Origin of the sequence: Mesorhizobium sp. B2-5-4, assembly GCF_006441095.1 — a bacterium.
GTDB classification, from domain to species: Bacteria; Pseudomonadota; Alphaproteobacteria; order Rhizobiales; family Rhizobiaceae; genus Mesorhizobium; species Mesorhizobium salmacidum.
Window position 1 is genome coordinate 182,430 of record NZ_VFUR01000004.1, and the last position, 16,263, is coordinate 198,692.

Genomic DNA, 16,263 nt, shown 5'->3' on the forward strand with positions numbered 1-16,263 from the left:
CATGGCCACGGATCTCGACAACCGTCATATCCAGCCGGAACTGCTCGATCATTTGCCTCCCGACGATCCCAAGGCAATTGGCTCCCGGCGTGACCTGATTTGGATAAATTCCCTGATGTTTCAACATGCGATCATGTCCAGCCTCCTGAAGGCAAGCGTGCGCGAGGGTTCGATCAGAATCTTGGAAGTCGGGTCCGGCGACGGTACATTCATGCTCTCGGTTGCAAGGCGCCTCGCCAGGAAGTGGGTCGACGTGGAACTGGTCATGCTCGACCAGGTTGACCTCATTACCGACCGGCGGCGCGCCGATTTCGCGGCACTGGGCTGGCGGGTTGAAACCGTCACCGACAATGTCTTCGACTGGATCGCAAAACCCGGGGGTGACGCGTACGACGTTGTCTCGGCCAATCTGTTCCTGCACCATTTTTCCGACGCCGCCTTAAAGATCCTGTTCGAAGCCCTGCGCCGTTTGGCACCGGTGTTCCTCGCCGCCGAGCCAAGCCGAAACGTTGTCGCCTTGAAAGCATGCTCGCTCCTGCGCCTTGTCGGTGCAAACCAGGTCACCATGCACGATGCGGCGGCAAGCGTCCGCGCAGGTTTCGCTGGCAAGGAACTTTCCGGCTTGTGGCCTCTCGGTTCCGCGCAGCAGTGTGAAGAACGCAGGATTGGCCCGTTTACCCACGCCTTCCGCGTTTTCCCCAAGGAAGGATTTGCGCGATGTACGATGCCATCGTCATAGGTGCCGGCCCAAGCGGCTCGTCGGCAGCCTTGGCCTTGCGCGGCCAGGGTCGTTCCGTGGCCATCATCGAAGCGAGCGAGTTTCCACGCCGCAAGGTCTGCGGCGAATTCATGTCGGCGGTCAATCTGGAGCTGTTGGACCGTCTGGAGGCGGGCGTGGCGGTTCGCGCCAAGGCAGGACCGGAAGTCAAGCGGGTTGCGTTGTTCGCGTCGGGCCCTGGCATACAAGCAGGCATGCCGCGCGCCGCCGGGGATGCTTACGGGCGGGCGCTTGGACGGGACGTTTTGGATGGCATCCTCTTGGACGCGGCGCGCAACGCCGGAGCCGACGTTTTTCAGCCGTGGCGCGCGGTGGAGATCGCCAGCAATGGCGATCGTGCCATCGTCCGGATCGCCAACAAGGACGGTCAGACAAGTCTTAGCGGGCAGGTGGTGATTGCGGCGCATGGCTCCTGGGGGCAGGGCAGGTTGCCGACCAATCTCCCAAAGAGCAGCGCGGCCTCCGATCTGTTTGGCTTCAAGGCCCATTTCAGGGGAGCTTCGCTCGCTCGAGACCTCATGCCGCTCCTGGTGTTTCCGGGCGGCTATGGTGGCATGGTGTGGGCGGATCAGGACAGGATATCGCTGTCGTGCTGCATACGCCGCGACGTGTTGGCCAGGCTGCGCAAAAAGGGCGGTGCCACGTCAGCAGCCCAAGCCGTTCACGCGCACATACTGGCATCGTGCCCGGCGGTGGTTTCCACGATCGGCGACGCCAGCCTCGAAGGTGAATGGCTTGCCGCCGGTCCCATACGTCCGGGGATGCGCCCACGATTTGCCGACGACATATTTCGGGTCGGCAACATCGCCGGCGAGTCCCATCCCATCATCGCCGAAGGCATCTCCATGGCCCTGCAGTCCAGCTGGCTTCTCGCTGGCGAATTGGCAAGGTTCGAACAATGGGACCGGACGGCGCGCCTCGCCGTCGGCAACCGCTATTCAAGAGCGTGGAGCCGGCAATTTGCCACTCGCATTCATGCGGCCGCACTGTTGGCGCGCATTGCCGTCCTCCCCAGATCCAATACGGCGATGAAGGCGTTCGTGGGGTGGTTCCCGAATAGCCTGACCTTAGGAGCCAGATTGTCCGGCAAGACGAAAGCCTTACCTGCCCTCAGCCATCCGTAAGGGCTGAAGCCGGCCGGACGCCTGGAGGAATTCGCCGAAGCGCTCGAGCCAAATCGGCAATTCAGCAGGCACACGGTTCGTGGCGTATGGCTGCCCCCGGCTCACGGCGGCACCATCCGGAAATCCTTGCCCTCGGGCAGCAATTGCCCGCCATCGACGACAATGGTGGTGCCCGTGATGTAACTGGCGTCTTCCGAGGCGAGAAACAGGAAGGCGTTGGCCACGTCGCGCGGGCTGCCGAGCCGGCCGAGCGGGATCGAATCTTCCATGTTCTTGATATAGGCGGCGCCTCGATGCTGCTGGATGGCTTCGGTAAGGATATTGCCGGGCTCGACGCCGTTGACGGTGATGCCGTAGCCGGAGAACTCCAGCGCCGCAGCGCGAATGAAGCCGTTGATGCCCGCTTTCGTCGCCGAATAATGGCCATGGCCAGGGCTGGTGACATGCGGGCCGGTGATGGAGGAGGTGTAGAGCATGCGGCCAAAGCGCTGCGCCTTCATTGGTACCAGGGCCGCGCGGCTGGCATTGAAAGTACCGCGCAGGTTGACGGCCATGACGCGGTCCCAGTCGTCGGCACTGGTGTTTTCGATCAACTGCCAGGGATAGATGCCGGCATTCTGCACTATGATATCGAGGCGGCCGTGATGTCTCAGCGCCAATGCCACCGCGGCCTCGGCGTCTCTCATTTGCGAGATGTCGGTGCGGATGAAGGGGACACCGAGTTCATCCGCACTTGCTTGCCCGGCCTCCTCCTCCGTATCGGCCAGCACCAGCCTTGCGCCTTCTTCGGCGAAGCGCAGTGCGATGCCCTTGCCGATGCCGCGCGCGCCGCCGACGATCAACGCCACCTTGTCTTCCAGTCGTCCTGTCATGCGAGCCGTCCTGTCATGCCAAATCCCCACCTCACGCCAATCCCCCTCACGCCAGTCTTTGGCGAATGGTTTGCTTGAATGCGTCGAGCAACACCGCTGCCAGAACCAGCAGGCCGTGGATGACCTGGGTGAAGTTGGCGGGCAGGCCCATCAGGTTGATCGCCGTGTTGATGGCAGAGAGCAGGAGCACGCCGGCATAGACGCCCGGCAAGGTGCCGACACCACCCTTCAGGCTGACGCCGCCGATGACGACCGCGGCAAAGGCGTTGAACAGAAGGCCAACGCCCAGATTGGCCGTGGCACCCGAGGTGCGGATCGCCAGCAGCCAGCCGGCGAGCCCTGCTATGGCGCCGGCGAGCACGAAGGCGATGATCAGGTTGCGGTTCACCCGGATGCCGGCGCGGAAGGTCGCGGTTTCATTGCCTCCGATCATCACGAGGTGCCTGCCGAACGGCGTCTTGGCCATGATCAGCGAGAAGACCACGAAACAGGCCACCGCGATCCAGGCGGTAAGCGGCAGGCCGATCAGGCGTTGGATGCCGAACCAGCGGATGGCAGGTGCCAGATCCTGGGCCGAGCGACCGCCCGAAATGACCAGCACCAGACCGCGCACCCAGATGTAGGAAGCGAGCGTGATGATGAAGGCGCTCATCTTGACCTTGACCACAAGATAGCCGTTGAAGGCGCCGATGAGGCCGCCGACGGCCAGCGCCAGCAGCAGCGACACCGGAACCATCAGCCATTCCGGGTGCAATTGGACGCCGAGGCCGATGCCCGAGGAACAAAACAGGATGCCCACCGCCATGGCGCTGAGCGCGGCGACGGATTCGACCGACAGGTCCATGTGACCGGCAATGATAACCAGCGCCAGGCCGATCGACATGACGCCGAGTACGCTCGACGCCTCGATGATGTTGGCGAAGATGCCGAGCTGGAAATAATTCGGGATGAACAGCGAGAAGACGACCAGGACAAGGAGCAGCATGAACCAGACGAGATTGTCGAGGACGAACTCCAGGGCTTTGCGTGTGCGAGGATTCATATGTCGATCCGGTTGGCGTGCGCAATCAAGGCCGTAGAACATTGCCTGCGTCTCATTCGATACGGACAGGGAAGGGCTCCGGGCCGGGTACGGCCCGGAGCGGTTGGGCCATCTGTCTATTCGACCGGCTTGACCGTATCGGTCGGCGGCTTCTGGTTGCCCCAGAAGGCCGGATTGTCGACATTCTCCTTGGTGATTGCGGCGCCCGGGATCTTGATGTTCGGGCCCCAGGCTTCCTTGGTGACGGTCGACTTCAGGCCAAGCACATCGTATTCGCCGGGCTTGATCTCTTCCTTCTTGACGACCTTGTCCATGAACATGGCGACGGCCGCGGCCTGTGCGTAAAGTGGCTGCTCGACCTCGACGTTGAGCCAGCCCTTGCGGATCAGGTCGAGACCGACCGGCGCGCCGTTCGAACTCATCAGCATGATGTCGCCAGGCTTCTTGCCGGCGGCCTCGAGCGAGGCGACGGCGGCGACCGACAGGTGTGCGGCATGGCTGAATATCAGGTCGATGTCGGGATTGGCCAGCATCTGGTCGGCAACGATGGTGCCGGCGTTGCTGGCTTCCCATTGCATGGCAGGCAGAGAGATGATCTTGACGTCCGGGAACGCGTTCATCTTTTCTTCAAAACCCTTCTGGATGTCGAGCGTGTAGGGATCGCCGGGATCGCCAAGCACCTGCAAGACCTTGCCCTTCACCGAGCCGTTCTTGGCTTTCAGAAGTTTTTCGGCCTGGTCGGCGGCGACGTAGCCGATCTCGACGGTACCCGCGACCGACGTGAAGTCGGACGGCGTCGACGTGATCTGGCGGTCGAACTCGACCACCGGAATGCCGGCGGCGCGCGCTGCCTCGATCGACGGTTTCAGCGCATTGAAATCGACGGCGGCCAGGATGATAGCCGCCGGCTTCAGTGCGATGACGTCGTTCATCTGTGACTGCTGGGCGTCGGTCTTGTTGTCGGCGTTCAGCGTCTTCATGTCGTAGCCGCTCTGTTTCAGGAACAGCTCCAGCGCGCTCACCGAGCCAGTCTGGAACTCGTCGAGCAGTGTCGGCACCATGTAGTAGACAATACCCTTGGACTGCGCGAATGCCGGCGTGAGTGTGGCAAAAGCCAGTGCCAGGATACCGAAGACAGCAAGAAGTATTCGCTTCATGTCGTTGGCTCCCTATTAAGCCGGACCCCTCTTTGTCCCTCAGCCCGCCGGTCCGGCACCGGCAAGCGTCTCCCCGGTGATCATGTTGATCACCGCGTCGGGACTTGTCTTGTTGCGTGCGACATCGCCCGCCACGACGCCTTGCCGGATCACCACGATCCGGTCGGCGACCTGAAAAGCCTGCTGCATGATATGGGTGATGATGACGACGCCGATGCCCTGGCTCGCCACCTGGCGGATCATGTCGAGGCCGCGCCGCGTCTGCTCGACGCCAAGTGCGGCGAACGGTTCGTCGAGCAGCACCAGCTTGCCGCCCCAGTGCACGAAGCGGTTGAGTTCGATGGCCTGCCGCTGGCCGCCCGAGAGATGCTCTACGTTGGTGCGCAGTGAAGGAATGCGGGTACCGGCGCTGGCCAGCGCTTTCCCGACGACGGCTTCCATGGCACGCTCATCGAGCACGGGAATGCCAAGCACCTTCCTGGTGATCTCGCGGCCCATGAAGAAATTGGCCACCACGTCGACATTGGTGCAGAGCGACAGGTCCTGGTAGACGGTCTCGATACCCGCCGCCTTGGCTTCCGCCGGCGACCGGGCCAGGAACTCCTTGCCCTCGAACAGCATGCGGCCGGAGGTCGGTTCGAGACCGCCCGCAATGATCTTGACCAGCGTCGACTTGCCGGCGCCATTGTCGCCGAGCAACGCTACCACCTCGCCCTTGCCGATGGAAAAGCTGATCCCCTTCAGCGCTTCGATCGCGCCATAGTTCTTGGTCACGTTGTCGAGCACCAGCAGGGGTTCGCTCATGCTGCAATCTCCCCGGCCGAAAGGATGTCGCGGCCGCGCTCGCGTTCGGCGGCGAACATCTGGCCGAAGCGTGGCGACAACACCCCGGAAACGGCGAGTGCCGCCGCGCCGCGCAGCACCGCATGCTGGCCGCCGCTGGCGACGACGACGCGAGGCGTCTTGCGGTCCGCGCGGGCCGAAACCGAATTGTGCAGCGGTTCGGCCGCGTCTGCCAGGCGTTCGAGCAACTCCGATGCCGCCAGGCCGCCGAGCACGACCGTCTCTGGGTCGAAGAGGTTTTCGATGATGGCGATGGTGTTGCGGAAGATCGGGCCGACCTGCGCCACCCAATCGGCGTCATTGCCGGCCCGGCGGCCCCGCGCTTCGAGCGAGAGGTAGCGCTCGAGGCAGCCTCGGTTGCCGCAGGGGCAAAGCTCGCCTCCGGGGACCACGGGAATATGGCCGATCTCGCCCGCATTGCCCCAGGCGCCGCGCAGAACGCTGCCGTCATGCATCATGGCGCCACCAAGCCCAACGCCGAAATAGAGATAATAATAGTCGGAATGGCGGGCGCCGATGCCATAGAGCCGCTCGCCCATCGCGGCGGCGGCCATGTCGCTCTCGAAGAACGCCGGCAATCCCGTCGCGGCCGTCAGCCGCTCACGCAGCGCCACGTGCTTCCAGCCGGTCATCGTGGTCGGGCCGACAAAGCTCATGGAGTCCACGTCGAACGGGCCGGGAAGGGCCATGCCGATGCCGATGACGCGGCCGCCGGGCCGTTTGCCCGTCAGGTCGCGGACCATGGCGCCAATCTGTTCGAACGCATGATCGGGCGCCGGGTTGTGCGCTTCGCGACGTGAACTCTCGATGACGTCGCCGCTGAGATTGATCAGTGCGGCGTCTATTCCAAGCGGCGTCAGGTGGATGCCGACGGCATAGCCGCCTTCCGGGTTGATGCGCAGCGTCGCCGGTGGCAGGCCACGGCCCTTCGGCTCTTCGCGCACGGACAGGATATAGCCCTGTTCCTCCAGTTCGCGAACGATGGTCGATACGGTCTGGACGGTGAGCCCGACATGCCTGGCGATGTCGCCACGGGCGATCGGGCCATGACGGCGGATGGACTCAAGTACGATGCGCCGGTTGTACGGCCGCCCGAACTCCTGGTTGGTCCCTCGCAATGCCATGCCTTGCGCCCCTGCTTGACGTGAGGTTCGCATCAAATATTTATTCAGTCAAATGGAATTCAAAAATAATCCGGCACGCGGACCGAGCTGCCGACTCCACGGCTTCTCACCTTCGATGTGGATCAGGGATGAGACTAAGAAGCGACGGTTTGCGGTCCTGCCGTTGGCGGATGGCCGTCAGCAGTTTGACGACGTGCGGAGACTGCTTGGCGAGGGAGAGGCGTGGCTGGCCGGTGGTCCCGATTCACCCCCCGGCGGGCGGTTGCCCTTGCTAAAGATATTGCGCGACTTTCCTGCCGACGGTCAGGAAGCGCAGCGGATCGATCGCCTCGCCATTGTGCCGCACTTCATAATGCAGATGCGGGCCGGTCGAGCGTCCGCTGCTGCCGGTCTTGCCGATGACGGCGCCGGCATCCAGTTTCTCGCCGACTGTCACGTCGATTTCACTCAGATGCCCGTAACGGGTGGCAAAGCCGTTGCCGTGATCGACTTCCACCATGCGGCCATAGCCGCCGTTCCAGCCGGCCTTGGTCACGATGCCGGGCGCGGTGACCTTGGCGGGCATGCCGATGGGCGCCCTGAAGTCCATTCCCGAATGCAGCGCGGCGGTGCCGAGAAGGGGATCGGTACGCACGCCGAACGGGCTGGTGACGGAGTGGCCAGGGGCGGGATTGGCGAGCGGCAGCCGGCGCGCTTCCTTTTTCAGCTGATCGAGCGTGTCCAGCGCCTCGTCCAGTTCCTTGACCTTGCTGTCGAAGATCATCGAGGAGTCGAGCGGGATCAACGGTCCGCCGACATCGCTTTCGTTCTTGCCGAAATCGCTGTCGACCGGCAGTCCGGCCGCCTGCAGCGCCTGCTGGATGGCATCTGCGCTTTTGTAGGCGTTGTCCGCGAGCGTACTGATGCGGCTGAGCTGATCGTTCTCGATGGATTTCAGCGACTGGTTGATCGAGACGAACAGCTTGTCGGCACGATCGGCGGATGAATCGCTGGGCAGCGGATCGGCGCGGGTCGACCACAAGGAGAAGGGCCTCGTGTCGGCGCTGCCGAGGTCGGCGCCCAGGCCGGCGACCGCGTAGGTCTGCGCGGGCTGGTTGATGCTGCCGGTCACCTCGGCGCGCTTGTCCGGCTTGGCGGTCGCGGCCGGATCTTCCGCGGGCACCGTTCCGACGTCGTTCTCGGCACGTTCGAACAGCGGGCCGAGACGGCCATGCCGCTGGCTGAGCTGTGTCTGGCGCTGAAGCAGTTCGCTGACCTTGGTTTCCATCAATTGCTGGTCGAGCAACTGCCTGCTGGTGATGCGGTCTACCTGGGCGCGAAGCGCCGAAATGCGGTCCTCGTAAGCCTGCTGCATCCGCGCCTGGCGCGCGGTGGTGGCGCCGATCAGGTCGTCACGCAGCACAAGATAGGATGTGGCCAGGAGATAGCCGATGGCAATGGCGGCGAGTCCCGAACCGATGAATGCCGCGAGCCAGGGCCGTATCGTGAAGTGCCTGATCTCGTTACCCCGTGCGATGATGACCGTATGGAGTTCCTTGCGCCTGCCGAAGACTGCGGACTGACCGGTTACGTTCACGGGACCAAGCTTTCGTTTACGACACCACGACAGCCTGACTACACATTATTAGGGTTAACAAAGGCTTGCCTTATCCGCTGCGTCGCGCCGAATGCAGGCAGCGCGCGCAAGAGGTTGCATGAAAACCGCCGGGGTACGGCCGCCATGTCGCGAAATCGTTGGTGATGAGCACCAATGCTCCGCCAGCAGTGGCCTGTCGCCCGCAGAAAGGCTTGGGTTTCTTAACTGTCTTCGATTGCGATTAATTGACGTTTTTCGAGTAAAGGCGTGCTGGTACTTCGGATTCACCGTGGCGGTAGGGATGCTGAACGATCTGATTGGCAAGATCCTCGACAAGATTTCGGCCACCAGTCTGCTGGCGACCGGGCTTTTGCTGCTGACTGCCCTTGTCAGCGCGCTCGTAGCCTATTGGCGCACGGTCGAGGAGAAGAGCTGGAAGGAGTTCTTCGAGTTCGTCGTCCCGCATGAGGTCATCACCCATCCCTCGGCGAAGGCCGACCTGCTGTTCTGGGTGACGAAGAAGGCCCTGATGCCTTTCCTGATGCTCCCCGCCGGAATCGTTTTCGTCACGGCGGTGGGCTACGGGACCAACTGGCTGTTTTCGACACTGTTCCAGTTTCAGCCGCCTCTGATCGAGGGGCCGGCAGGGCCGGTGACGGTGCTGATCTTCACCGTCAGCATGCTGCTCGCCTACGACATCTCCTATTATCTCTATCACGTCGCCCAGCATCGCTATCCGCTGCTTTGGGAACTGCACAAGGTGCATCACTCGGCCGAGGTGATGGTCGGGATCACCAAAGACAGGGTCCATCCGCTGGACGAGTTGATGAACCGAGCCTGGGACGGCCTCATCGTGGGGCTGTGCTTCGGCATCTGGTCGCTCATTTCGCTGAACCTTGTCGAACTGACCGTCTTTGGCGTCAACGTCTATGTCATGCGTAACATACTGATGATGGATTTCGTCAGGCACACGCATTTCAGGATCTCGTTCGGCCCGCTCAACAATTTGATCCTGTGTCCGCATTGGCACCAGTTGCATCACAGCGTCGATCCGCGCCACTACGACAAGAATTTCGGGCTGCTCTTCTCGTTCTGGGATCGGCTCTTCGGGACATTGTGTGTGCCGAGGCCCGACGAGGACTTCAAGTTCGGGCTGGTCGACCGCGATGTGCGTGACTACCAGTCGCTCGCCGGGCTCTACGTCATGCCGTTGAAGCGGATGTGGGGGCATATCGCCAGGCGCATGCGGCCAGGAAAGCCACGGCCAAGAACCGCGCGGTCATCGGAAGGAACACGGCCATGAACGCTCCCGTTGTGCTCGCGATCCCGCGGACACGCACCTTCGAAGTCGTGACATCGGCGGTGCGCCTGGCCGAGATCGCACCGGCCTGGAGTGCGCTCTGGCAGCGGGCTGGCGGGCTTGTCTTCCAGCATCCGAACTGGATTGCGGCCTGGTGGCGCACCACCCCGCATCAGGAGCGGCGCGCGCTCAGGATCGGGCTTGCCTGGAACGGTGACCGGCTCGATGGCGTGATAGCGCTCGCGACCTTCAGGCGCTCCGGCATCCGCATGCTCGAATGGGCGGCGAAGGATCACAGTGACTATGGCGACGCTCTGGTTGCACCCGACAGCGACCCGCGAGCGATCTCCGGCCTTTGGCAATATGTTTTTGACCAGGGCGGCTTCGACCTGATCTATCTGAACCGTCTGCTGCCGGATGCCGGCGTTCATGCCCTGTTGGGACTGGCCCATGGCAAGGCGCTTCGGCGCAACCACCGCACTGAAATCAGCTATCGTGTTGCGGGTCCCTGGCAACGTGGGGCGGAATGGTTCGAGACGTTGTCCAAGAAGGGCCGGCAGAACTATCGTCGTGGCCGCAAGTCCATGGAAGAAAGCGGTGCATTGCGTTTCCGGCTCCTGGAGGACCCGCGCGAGCCGGTGCTCGAGCGGGTCGCGACGTTGAAGCGCCTCTGGCTCGCCCGGCATGGTCGGGCCTCGGATCTGTTCGATAAGGGCTCGCCAGTTCTCTCCGCGCTTATTTCGGTGCTTGCCGACCTCGGGCTGTTGCGCATCTTCGTGCTGGAGCTTGACGACACGATCGTCGCCGTCTCGATCAATTTCGAGCAGCACGGCACGATGATGGCTTTCGTCACCACCTACGATCCCGAATATGAGCGCGGCTCGCCGGGTATGGTACTGATGATGGACTATATCCAGTGGTCGTTCGACCGCGGCCTTGGCACAATTGATTTTCTCTGCGGCGGCGAGGATTTCAAGCGGCGCTTCGCCACGCAATCAGTCACGCTGTCATCGATGATGGGCGCGCGCGGCCTGCGTGGTCATCTCGCCGCGCTGGCCGATCATGTGAGCCATGTTTCGAAATCCTGGAGGACTGGGCGGCAGCCGAAGGCCGAGGCACCTGACGAGTAGCGACCATAATTGTCGATTGCTTTGGTGGGCTTCGGCGACGCTCAAAGCTCGCGAACAGCTTCCAGCACTGCCTCGGCATGGCCCTTGACCCGGACCTTGCGCCAAATCCTGGCGATCCGCCCGTCACGGCCGATCAGGAACGTCGCGCGCTCGACGCCCATGTATTTGCGGCCATACATCGATTTCTCGCCCCATAGATGGTAGGCCTCGATCACCTTGCGCTCCTCGTCGGCGGCAAGATCGATGGTGAGATCGTATTTCGACTTGAACTTGTCGTGTTTCTTGGCGCTGTCGGGCGACAGGCCAATGACGACGGCGCCGGCCTTCTCGAATTCCGGCTTCAGCTGTGAGAAGCTGATCGCCTCTTGCGTGCAGCTTGTCGTGTCGTCCTGCGGATAGAAATAGAGCACGACCGGCTTGCCGGCGGATGCGGCCAGGCTGAGCGATCCGCCGCCGTCCCGCGGTAGATCGAATTGCGGCGCGGGATCGCCTACTTCCAGGTCAGCCATATCGATGCCCTTGTTTAAGGTTACGCGCGAAGCCACACCGATATAGTGTCGAGCGGGGATTCGTCCACGAGCGAGTTTGTACAACGGAAGATTGCGTGGATCAGGACCAACCGCAGCACGAGAAGATCCGGTTCAGGCGGGACGAAATCACCGACCTGGGAGCCTTGCCGTCCGCGTGCCGCGTCCCGCCTCTCGGCCAGGCGGCGATCGGCCGCGGCTTTCGCATCCTTTCGCGCGTGTTTGCCGGCGTGGTCGCATTCATGCTGCTGGCCGCGGTCGCCGTCTATCTCATCGGCCTTTCCGGCATCGGGTCGGACAGGCTGCGCGTCGAGGCGGAGAGCGCCATAGAGAGGCTGGCGGGCGTCGACGTCAATGTCGCGGTCGGGCCAGCCCGCATCACTCTCGACAGTTCGAGTTTCGTCGCCCTCCAGGTGAGCGATGTCAGTCTGAAGACATCAGACGGCAAACCGATGGCGGATGCCGGTCGTGTACGCTTTGGCGTGCGTCTCGTGCCGCTGCTATGGGGTGAGGTGCGGTTGACCAGCGCCGGGATCTCCGATGCCCGCATCGTCATGGCGGCGATGCCGTCCGGCGGCGACTGGACCGCGGCGCTGCGCAACGAGAACGGCCTCGTCGATCCGGAAAAATTGTCGGACGCGGTGTTCGGCAACATCCATCGCGCGCTCGACGCCGTGCGGGAGGATTCGATGCGCCGCATCGATCTCAGCAATGTCGAGTTCGTGCTGCCCGACGCCGGATCGATCAGACTGGTCAAGATCGCCGACGCCACCGTCGTTCAGTCGGGGCCGGGCGGCATGGAGTTTACCTCCGAGGCGGATGTCGACGGCAGGACAGTCACCGTTGCCGCCTCCGCCACCCGCGATATCGCCGCGCATCGGGTGATAAGCCTGGATGCCAGCATCAATCTGGCGGATGCCGGTGATACTGCTGCCGGCTCCGGCAGGCTTGGTGCCGTCGCACTGGAGCTGACAGGATCGGAAGGCTCAGGTGCCACCGCATCACGCTTGATGGCCGCCCTTTCGTCCACCGGGTCGGTGCTGGATCTCGGCACGCGCGGGCTGCTGCCGGCGGATGCCGATGTCAATGCGACGCTGGTCCACGGCTCTAACAAGATCCAGGTGGACAGGTTGCTGCTGAAAACCGGCCGGTCTTCATTCGATTTCGGCGGCTCGATCGGGCCAAAACCGGCAACCGGGGTGGCGGGCGAGGAACCCTCCTACCGTTACGACCTGACCAGCGACGGTTCGACCTTGGCGCCATCGGAATCGCCTGAGCCCGCGTTGATCTTCCTGGCGCGGATCGCCGGCGTCTACCAGCCGCAAAGCCGTAAACTGGTGGCCGAGCAGATCGCGGTTCGGTCCGCCGGTTCCGGCGAGGTGCTTGGCACCGCGGCGATTCAATTCGTCGACGGCAAGGCTCCTGGGATCAATCTGGCGCTCAACATCCATGACATGCCGGTCTCGCATGTCAAACAGCTGTGGCCGTGGTTTTCGGCGCGCAATGCGCGGCTCTGGTGCCTGGACAACCTGTTCGGCGGCCGTGTGGTCGACGCCAATCTCCAGTTCCAGGTAGTGCCGGACCGCCTCGGCAATGGCGTGCCGCTTTCAGCCGACGAGGTCTTTGGCCGCTTCCAGATCGAGGGGGCGCGTTTCGACACGGCCGGCCGCATTCCGCCGATACGCGACGCGGTGGGCGTCGTCGGATTCCACGGCAACGACGTCGATATTTCGTTGTCGTCGGGCACCGTCTTCATGCCCAGTGGCCGCGTGGTGGCGGCCAGCAACGGGACACTGGCCGTCAAGGCAGCCAACCGCCCGCCGGTCATCGGCGCTCTCGATATCGACGTTGCCGGCGATGCGTCAGCCGTCGCCGAACTTGCATCATACGAACCGATCAATGCCATGCGCCATGTCGGCATTCTGCCGGAGGACCTTTCCGGCGGCGTCACCGGCCACGTCAAGGCGGACATTCCGCTGCAGTCGGGCGTCGACACCGCGAAGCTCGATTGGCTGGTGTCTCTCGACTACACCGGCCTGTCCTTGGCCAAGCCGTTCGAGGGACAGGCCGTGACCGATGCCGATGGCTCGATCACCGTCGACCCGCAAAAGGCTGTCATTTCGGCCAAGGCATCGCTGAATGGCATTCCGGCCGAACTCGATCTCGTCGAGCCGCTGGCGGATGACGGGCCGGCGCGCAGCCGCAAGGTAGCCCTGGTGCTCGACGACAAGATCCGCGCCGCCGCCATGCCCGGCTTGACGCCGCTGCTTGGCGGAACGGTGAAGGTCGCGATCGACAAGAGCGGCAGCGGCAACCAGAATGTCTCGGCCGACCTGACCAATGCCAGGCTGGACATTCCCTGGGCCGGCTGGAGCAAGGGGACGGGGGTTCCCGCCAGCGCCACATTCGTCATGACCAAGTCCGGCGACACCACGACCCTGTCCGACTTCGAACTCGACGGCAAGACGTTCTCCGTCGACGGCAGCATCGTGCTGGTCAACGGCGCCTTATCTTCGGCCAAGTTCAGCAAGGTCACCTTGAACAGGGGCGACGACGTGGCGGTTTCGGTGAAGCGATCGGGCAAGAGCTATGCGGTCGACATCACTGGCAACGCGCTTGATGCTCGTTCCCTCATCAAGCAGTTCACGTCCGATGTGGACACCGCAACCAAGACGACGGGAACAGACAACATTTCCGTCAGCGCCGATGTCGATCAGCTGACCGGTTTCCACGATGAGCAACTGTCCAACCTGAAGCTCGACTACAGTGCGGCTGGTTCAAGGGTCAACGGACTGAAGGTCAGCGCGACGGCGAGTTCCGGCGCAGCCATCGCCATCAGCAACACCACCGGCGACGGCAGGCGCTCGCTCAACGTGCAGTCGGCGGACGCCGGCGCCATCCTTCGATTCCTCAACATCTATGAGCACATGGAAGGCGGGTCGATCACGCTGGCGCTGACGGGGGCCAGCGACGGACCGATGAAGGGCAAGGTCGACACCAGCAACTTCTTCATCGTCAACGAACCCAAGCTCGCCTCCATCGTCTCGACCACGCCGGCCGGCGACAGCCGCAGCCTCAACCAGGCGGTGAAGGGCAAGCTCGACACGTCGAGGGTGAAATTCGAACGTGGTTACGCCGAGATCGACAAGGGCAGCGGCTATCTGAGGCTGACCAATGGCGTGCTGCGTGGCCCGCGCATCGGCACGACGTTCCAGGGCATCCTCTACGACCAGAACAACAATATGGACATGACCGGCACCTTCATGCCGGCCTACGGCCTCAACCGCATTTTCGGCGAACTGCCCATCGTCGGCGCGCTTCTGGGCAATGGCCGCGACCGCGGCCTGATCGGCGTCACCTTCCGGCTCAGGGGCAATGCCAACAAGCCGGTGCTCGACGTCAACCCGCTGTCGGTGATCGCGCCGGGGATATTCAGGTCGATCTTCGAATACCGGTGAGGGGTACTCAGGCCGGTCTCACCAAGATGTGTTTTTTCCTGCCCAATGAAAGCTTTACGACATTTTCCGGACTCAAATCCTGAAGCGTGACCAGTCGACGGTCGTCGCTTACCGGCTGGTCGTTCAGGCGCACGGCGCCACCCTGGATGTGCCGCCGTGCCTCGCCATTGGATGAAGCCAACCCCGCGCTGACCAATAGCGACAGGATGCCGACGCCGGTTTCGAGCGCGGCCTTGTCCGTCTCGACGGTCGGCAACGTGTCGGCGAGCGCGCCTTCCTCGAAGGTCTTGCGCGCCGTCTCGCTGGCCTGTTCGGCGGCCGCGCGGCCATGCAGATGAGCGGTGATCTCGGTGGCGAGGATCTTCTTTGCCTCGTTGATCTCGGAACCGCCCAGCCGCTCGAGCTGTGCGACCTCTTCCAAAGGCAGCGTGGTGTAGAGTTTCAGGAACCGGGCAACGTCGGCATCCTCGGTATTGCGCCAGTACTGCCAGAACTCGTAGGGGCTCAGCATCTCCGGATCGAGCCAGACCGCGCCCGATGCCGACTTGCCCATCTTGGCGCCGGACGAGGTGGTGAGCAGCGGCGTGGTCAGTGCGTAGAGTTGCGCATCCTCCATCCGGCGGCCGAGATCGATGCCGTTGATGATGTTGCCCCATTGGTCGGAGCCGCCCATCTGCAGGCGGCAGCCGAGGCGCTTGTAGAGTTCGACGAAATCATAGGCCTGCAGGATCATGTAGTTGAATTCGAGGAACGACAGCGATTGCTCGCGATCAAGCCGCAATTTGACGGAATCGAAAGCAAGCATGCGGTTGACGGAAAAGTGCCGCCCGACATCGCGTAGGAAATTGACGTAGTTGATCTCCATCAGCCAGTCGGCATTGTTGATCATGACCGCGTCGTTCGGACCGCCGCCGAATTTGAGGTAGGGCATGAAGTTGCGGCGGATACCGGCGAGATTGGCGTCGATATCCGCAGGCGTCAAAAGCTTGCGCGCCTCGTCCTTGAAGGAGGGGTCGCCGATCATCGACGTGCCGCCGCCCATCAGCGCGATCGGCCGGTGGCCGGTCTGCTGCAGCCAATGCAGCATCATGATCTGGATCAGCGAGCCGGCATGCAGGCTCTTGGCCGTGGCGTCGAAGCCGATATAGGCCGTCACCGTTTCCTTGGCGAAAATAGTGTCGAGACCGGCATCATCCGAGGTCTGGTGGATGAAACCGCGCTCGCTCATCGTGCGCAGGAAATCGGATTTGAAGGCAGGCATGTTTTCTTTCCCGAAGCGTACGCCACGGTCCGTGGCGGGCATATGTGAACGCGCGCGTTTAGCACCCAAGC

Annotated in this window: 13 protein-coding genes; 5 read left to right on the forward strand and 8 right to left on the reverse strand. The window is 62.9% G+C overall.

The annotated features are described in order from the left end of the window. Position 1 precedes the first annotated feature (1 nt). Both FJ492_RS07015 and FJ492_RS07020 read left to right on the forward strand, forming a co-directional pair. Positions 2-739: a methyltransferase domain-containing protein gene (locus FJ492_RS07015; protein WP_140769171.1), complete on the forward strand. Its 738-nt coding sequence runs from the start codon at positions 2-4 to the stop codon at positions 737-739. Further along, complete coding sequence (locus FJ492_RS07020; RefSeq protein ID WP_140769174.1) at positions 718-1,902, forward strand: FAD-dependent monooxygenase; 1,185 nt, start codon at positions 718-720, stop codon at positions 1,900-1,902. Before FJ492_RS07015 ends, FJ492_RS07020 begins: the two co-directional genes overlap by 22 nt. A 101-nt stretch (positions 1,903-2,003) precedes the next feature. Here FJ492_RS07020 and FJ492_RS07025 read toward each other — a convergent pair whose 3' ends face one another. From FJ492_RS07025 to FJ492_RS07050, 6 genes are all read right to left on the reverse strand, one after another. Continuing rightward, positions 2,004-2,774 (reverse strand): SDR family NAD(P)-dependent oxidoreductase, encoded by a 771-nt coding sequence (locus tag FJ492_RS07025; RefSeq protein ID WP_140769178.1) that lies wholly within the window; start codon positions 2,772-2,774, stop codon positions 2,004-2,006. Between the two features lie 46 nt (positions 2,775-2,820). Continuing rightward, complete coding sequence (locus tag FJ492_RS07030) at positions 2,821-3,816, reverse strand: ABC transporter permease (RefSeq protein ID WP_140506428.1); 996 nt, start codon at positions 3,814-3,816, stop codon at positions 2,821-2,823. 116 nt (positions 3,817-3,932) lie between these two features. Next, complete coding sequence (locus tag FJ492_RS07035) at positions 3,933-4,973, reverse strand: sugar ABC transporter substrate-binding protein (RefSeq protein ID WP_140769181.1); 1,041 nt, start codon at positions 4,971-4,973, stop codon at positions 3,933-3,935. Between the two features lie 39 nt (positions 4,974-5,012). Further along, entirely contained in the window at positions 5,013-5,777 is a 765-nt protein-coding gene (locus tag FJ492_RS07040; RefSeq protein WP_135864119.1) for an ATP-binding cassette domain-containing protein, read from the reverse strand. Next, positions 5,774-6,940, reverse strand: coding sequence for an ROK family transcriptional regulator (locus FJ492_RS07045; protein WP_140769183.1), 1,167 nt, complete (start codon positions 6,938-6,940; stop codon positions 5,774-5,776). The genes FJ492_RS07040 and FJ492_RS07045 overlap by 4 nt, the downstream gene beginning before the upstream one ends. A gap of 271 nt (positions 6,941-7,211) precedes the next feature. Further along, positions 7,212-8,516 carry a M23 family metallopeptidase gene (locus FJ492_RS07050; protein WP_140749601.1) on the reverse strand — a complete coding sequence of 435 codons (1,305 nt, stop codon included), beginning with the start codon at positions 8,514-8,516 and terminating at the stop codon, positions 7,212-7,214. Between the two features lie 301 nt (positions 8,517-8,817). Here FJ492_RS07050 and FJ492_RS07055 point away from each other — a divergent pair, with 301 nt between their 5' ends. Then, entirely contained in the window at positions 8,818-9,819 is a 1,002-nt protein-coding gene (locus tag FJ492_RS07055) for a sterol desaturase family protein (RefSeq protein WP_140769185.1), read from the forward strand. Next, the gene (locus FJ492_RS07060; protein ID WP_140769187.1) at positions 9,816-10,946 is read left to right on the forward strand and encodes a GNAT family N-acetyltransferase; all 1,131 of its coding nucleotides are present in this window, start codon (positions 9,816-9,818) and stop codon (positions 10,944-10,946) included. The genes FJ492_RS07055 and FJ492_RS07060 overlap by 4 nt, the downstream gene beginning before the upstream one ends. Positions 10,947-10,987: 41 nt before the next feature. Here the strand turns inward: FJ492_RS07060 and FJ492_RS07065 are convergent, their stop codons facing one another. After that, complete coding sequence (locus tag FJ492_RS07065) at positions 10,988-11,455, reverse strand: peroxiredoxin (RefSeq protein WP_140769189.1); 468 nt, start codon at positions 11,453-11,455, stop codon at positions 10,988-10,990. Between the two features lie 95 nt (positions 11,456-11,550). Between FJ492_RS07065 and FJ492_RS07070 the strand changes: the two genes are divergently transcribed. Next, a complete protein-coding gene (locus FJ492_RS07070) occupies positions 11,551-14,931 on the forward strand; it encodes a DUF3971 domain-containing protein (RefSeq protein ID WP_140769191.1) in 3,381 nt (1,126 codons plus the stop codon). 7 nt (positions 14,932-14,938) lie between these two features. Here the strand turns inward: FJ492_RS07070 and tyrS are convergent, their stop codons facing one another. Next, positions 14,939-16,192 (reverse strand): tyrosine--tRNA ligase, encoded by a 1,254-nt coding sequence (gene tyrS / locus FJ492_RS07075; RefSeq protein WP_140506412.1) that lies wholly within the window; start codon positions 16,190-16,192, stop codon positions 14,939-14,941. Between the last annotated feature and the right edge of the window lie 71 nt (positions 16,193-16,263).

Coding starts and splice junctions, on each gene's coding strand:
- FJ492_RS07060 (WP_140769187.1), top strand. CDS start 9,816: ATGAACGCTCCCGTTGTGCTCGCGATCCCGCGGACACGCACCTTCGAA.
- FJ492_RS07030 (WP_140506428.1), bottom strand. CDS start 3,816: ATGAATCCTCGCACACGCAAAGCCCTGGAGTTCGTCCTCGACAATCTC.
- FJ492_RS07065 (WP_140769189.1), bottom strand. CDS start 11,455: ATGGCTGACCTGGAAGTAGGCGATCCCGCGCCGCAATTCGATCTACCG.
- FJ492_RS07055 (WP_140769185.1), top strand. CDS start 8,818: ATGCTGAACGATCTGATTGGCAAGATCCTCGACAAGATTTCGGCCACC.
- FJ492_RS07025 (WP_140769178.1), bottom strand. CDS start 2,774: ATGACAGGACGACTGGAAGACAAGGTGGCGTTGATCGTCGGCGGCGCG.
- FJ492_RS07045 (WP_140769183.1), bottom strand. CDS start 6,940: ATGGCATTGCGAGGGACCAACCAGGAGTTCGGGCGGCCGTACAACCGG.
- FJ492_RS07040 (WP_135864119.1), bottom strand. CDS start 5,777: ATGAGCGAACCCCTGCTGGTGCTCGACAACGTGACCAAGAACTATGGC.
- FJ492_RS07020 (WP_140769174.1), top strand. CDS start 718: ATGTACGATGCCATCGTCATAGGTGCCGGCCCAAGCGGCTCGTCGGCA.
- FJ492_RS07015 (WP_140769171.1), top strand. CDS start 2: ATGGCCACGGATCTCGACAACCGTCATATCCAGCCGGAACTGCTCGAT.
- tyrS (WP_140506412.1), bottom strand. CDS start 16,192: ATGCCTGCCTTCAAATCCGATTTCCTGCGCACGATGAGCGAGCGCGGT.
- FJ492_RS07035 (WP_140769181.1), bottom strand. CDS start 4,973: ATGAAGCGAATACTTCTTGCTGTCTTCGGTATCCTGGCACTGGCTTTT.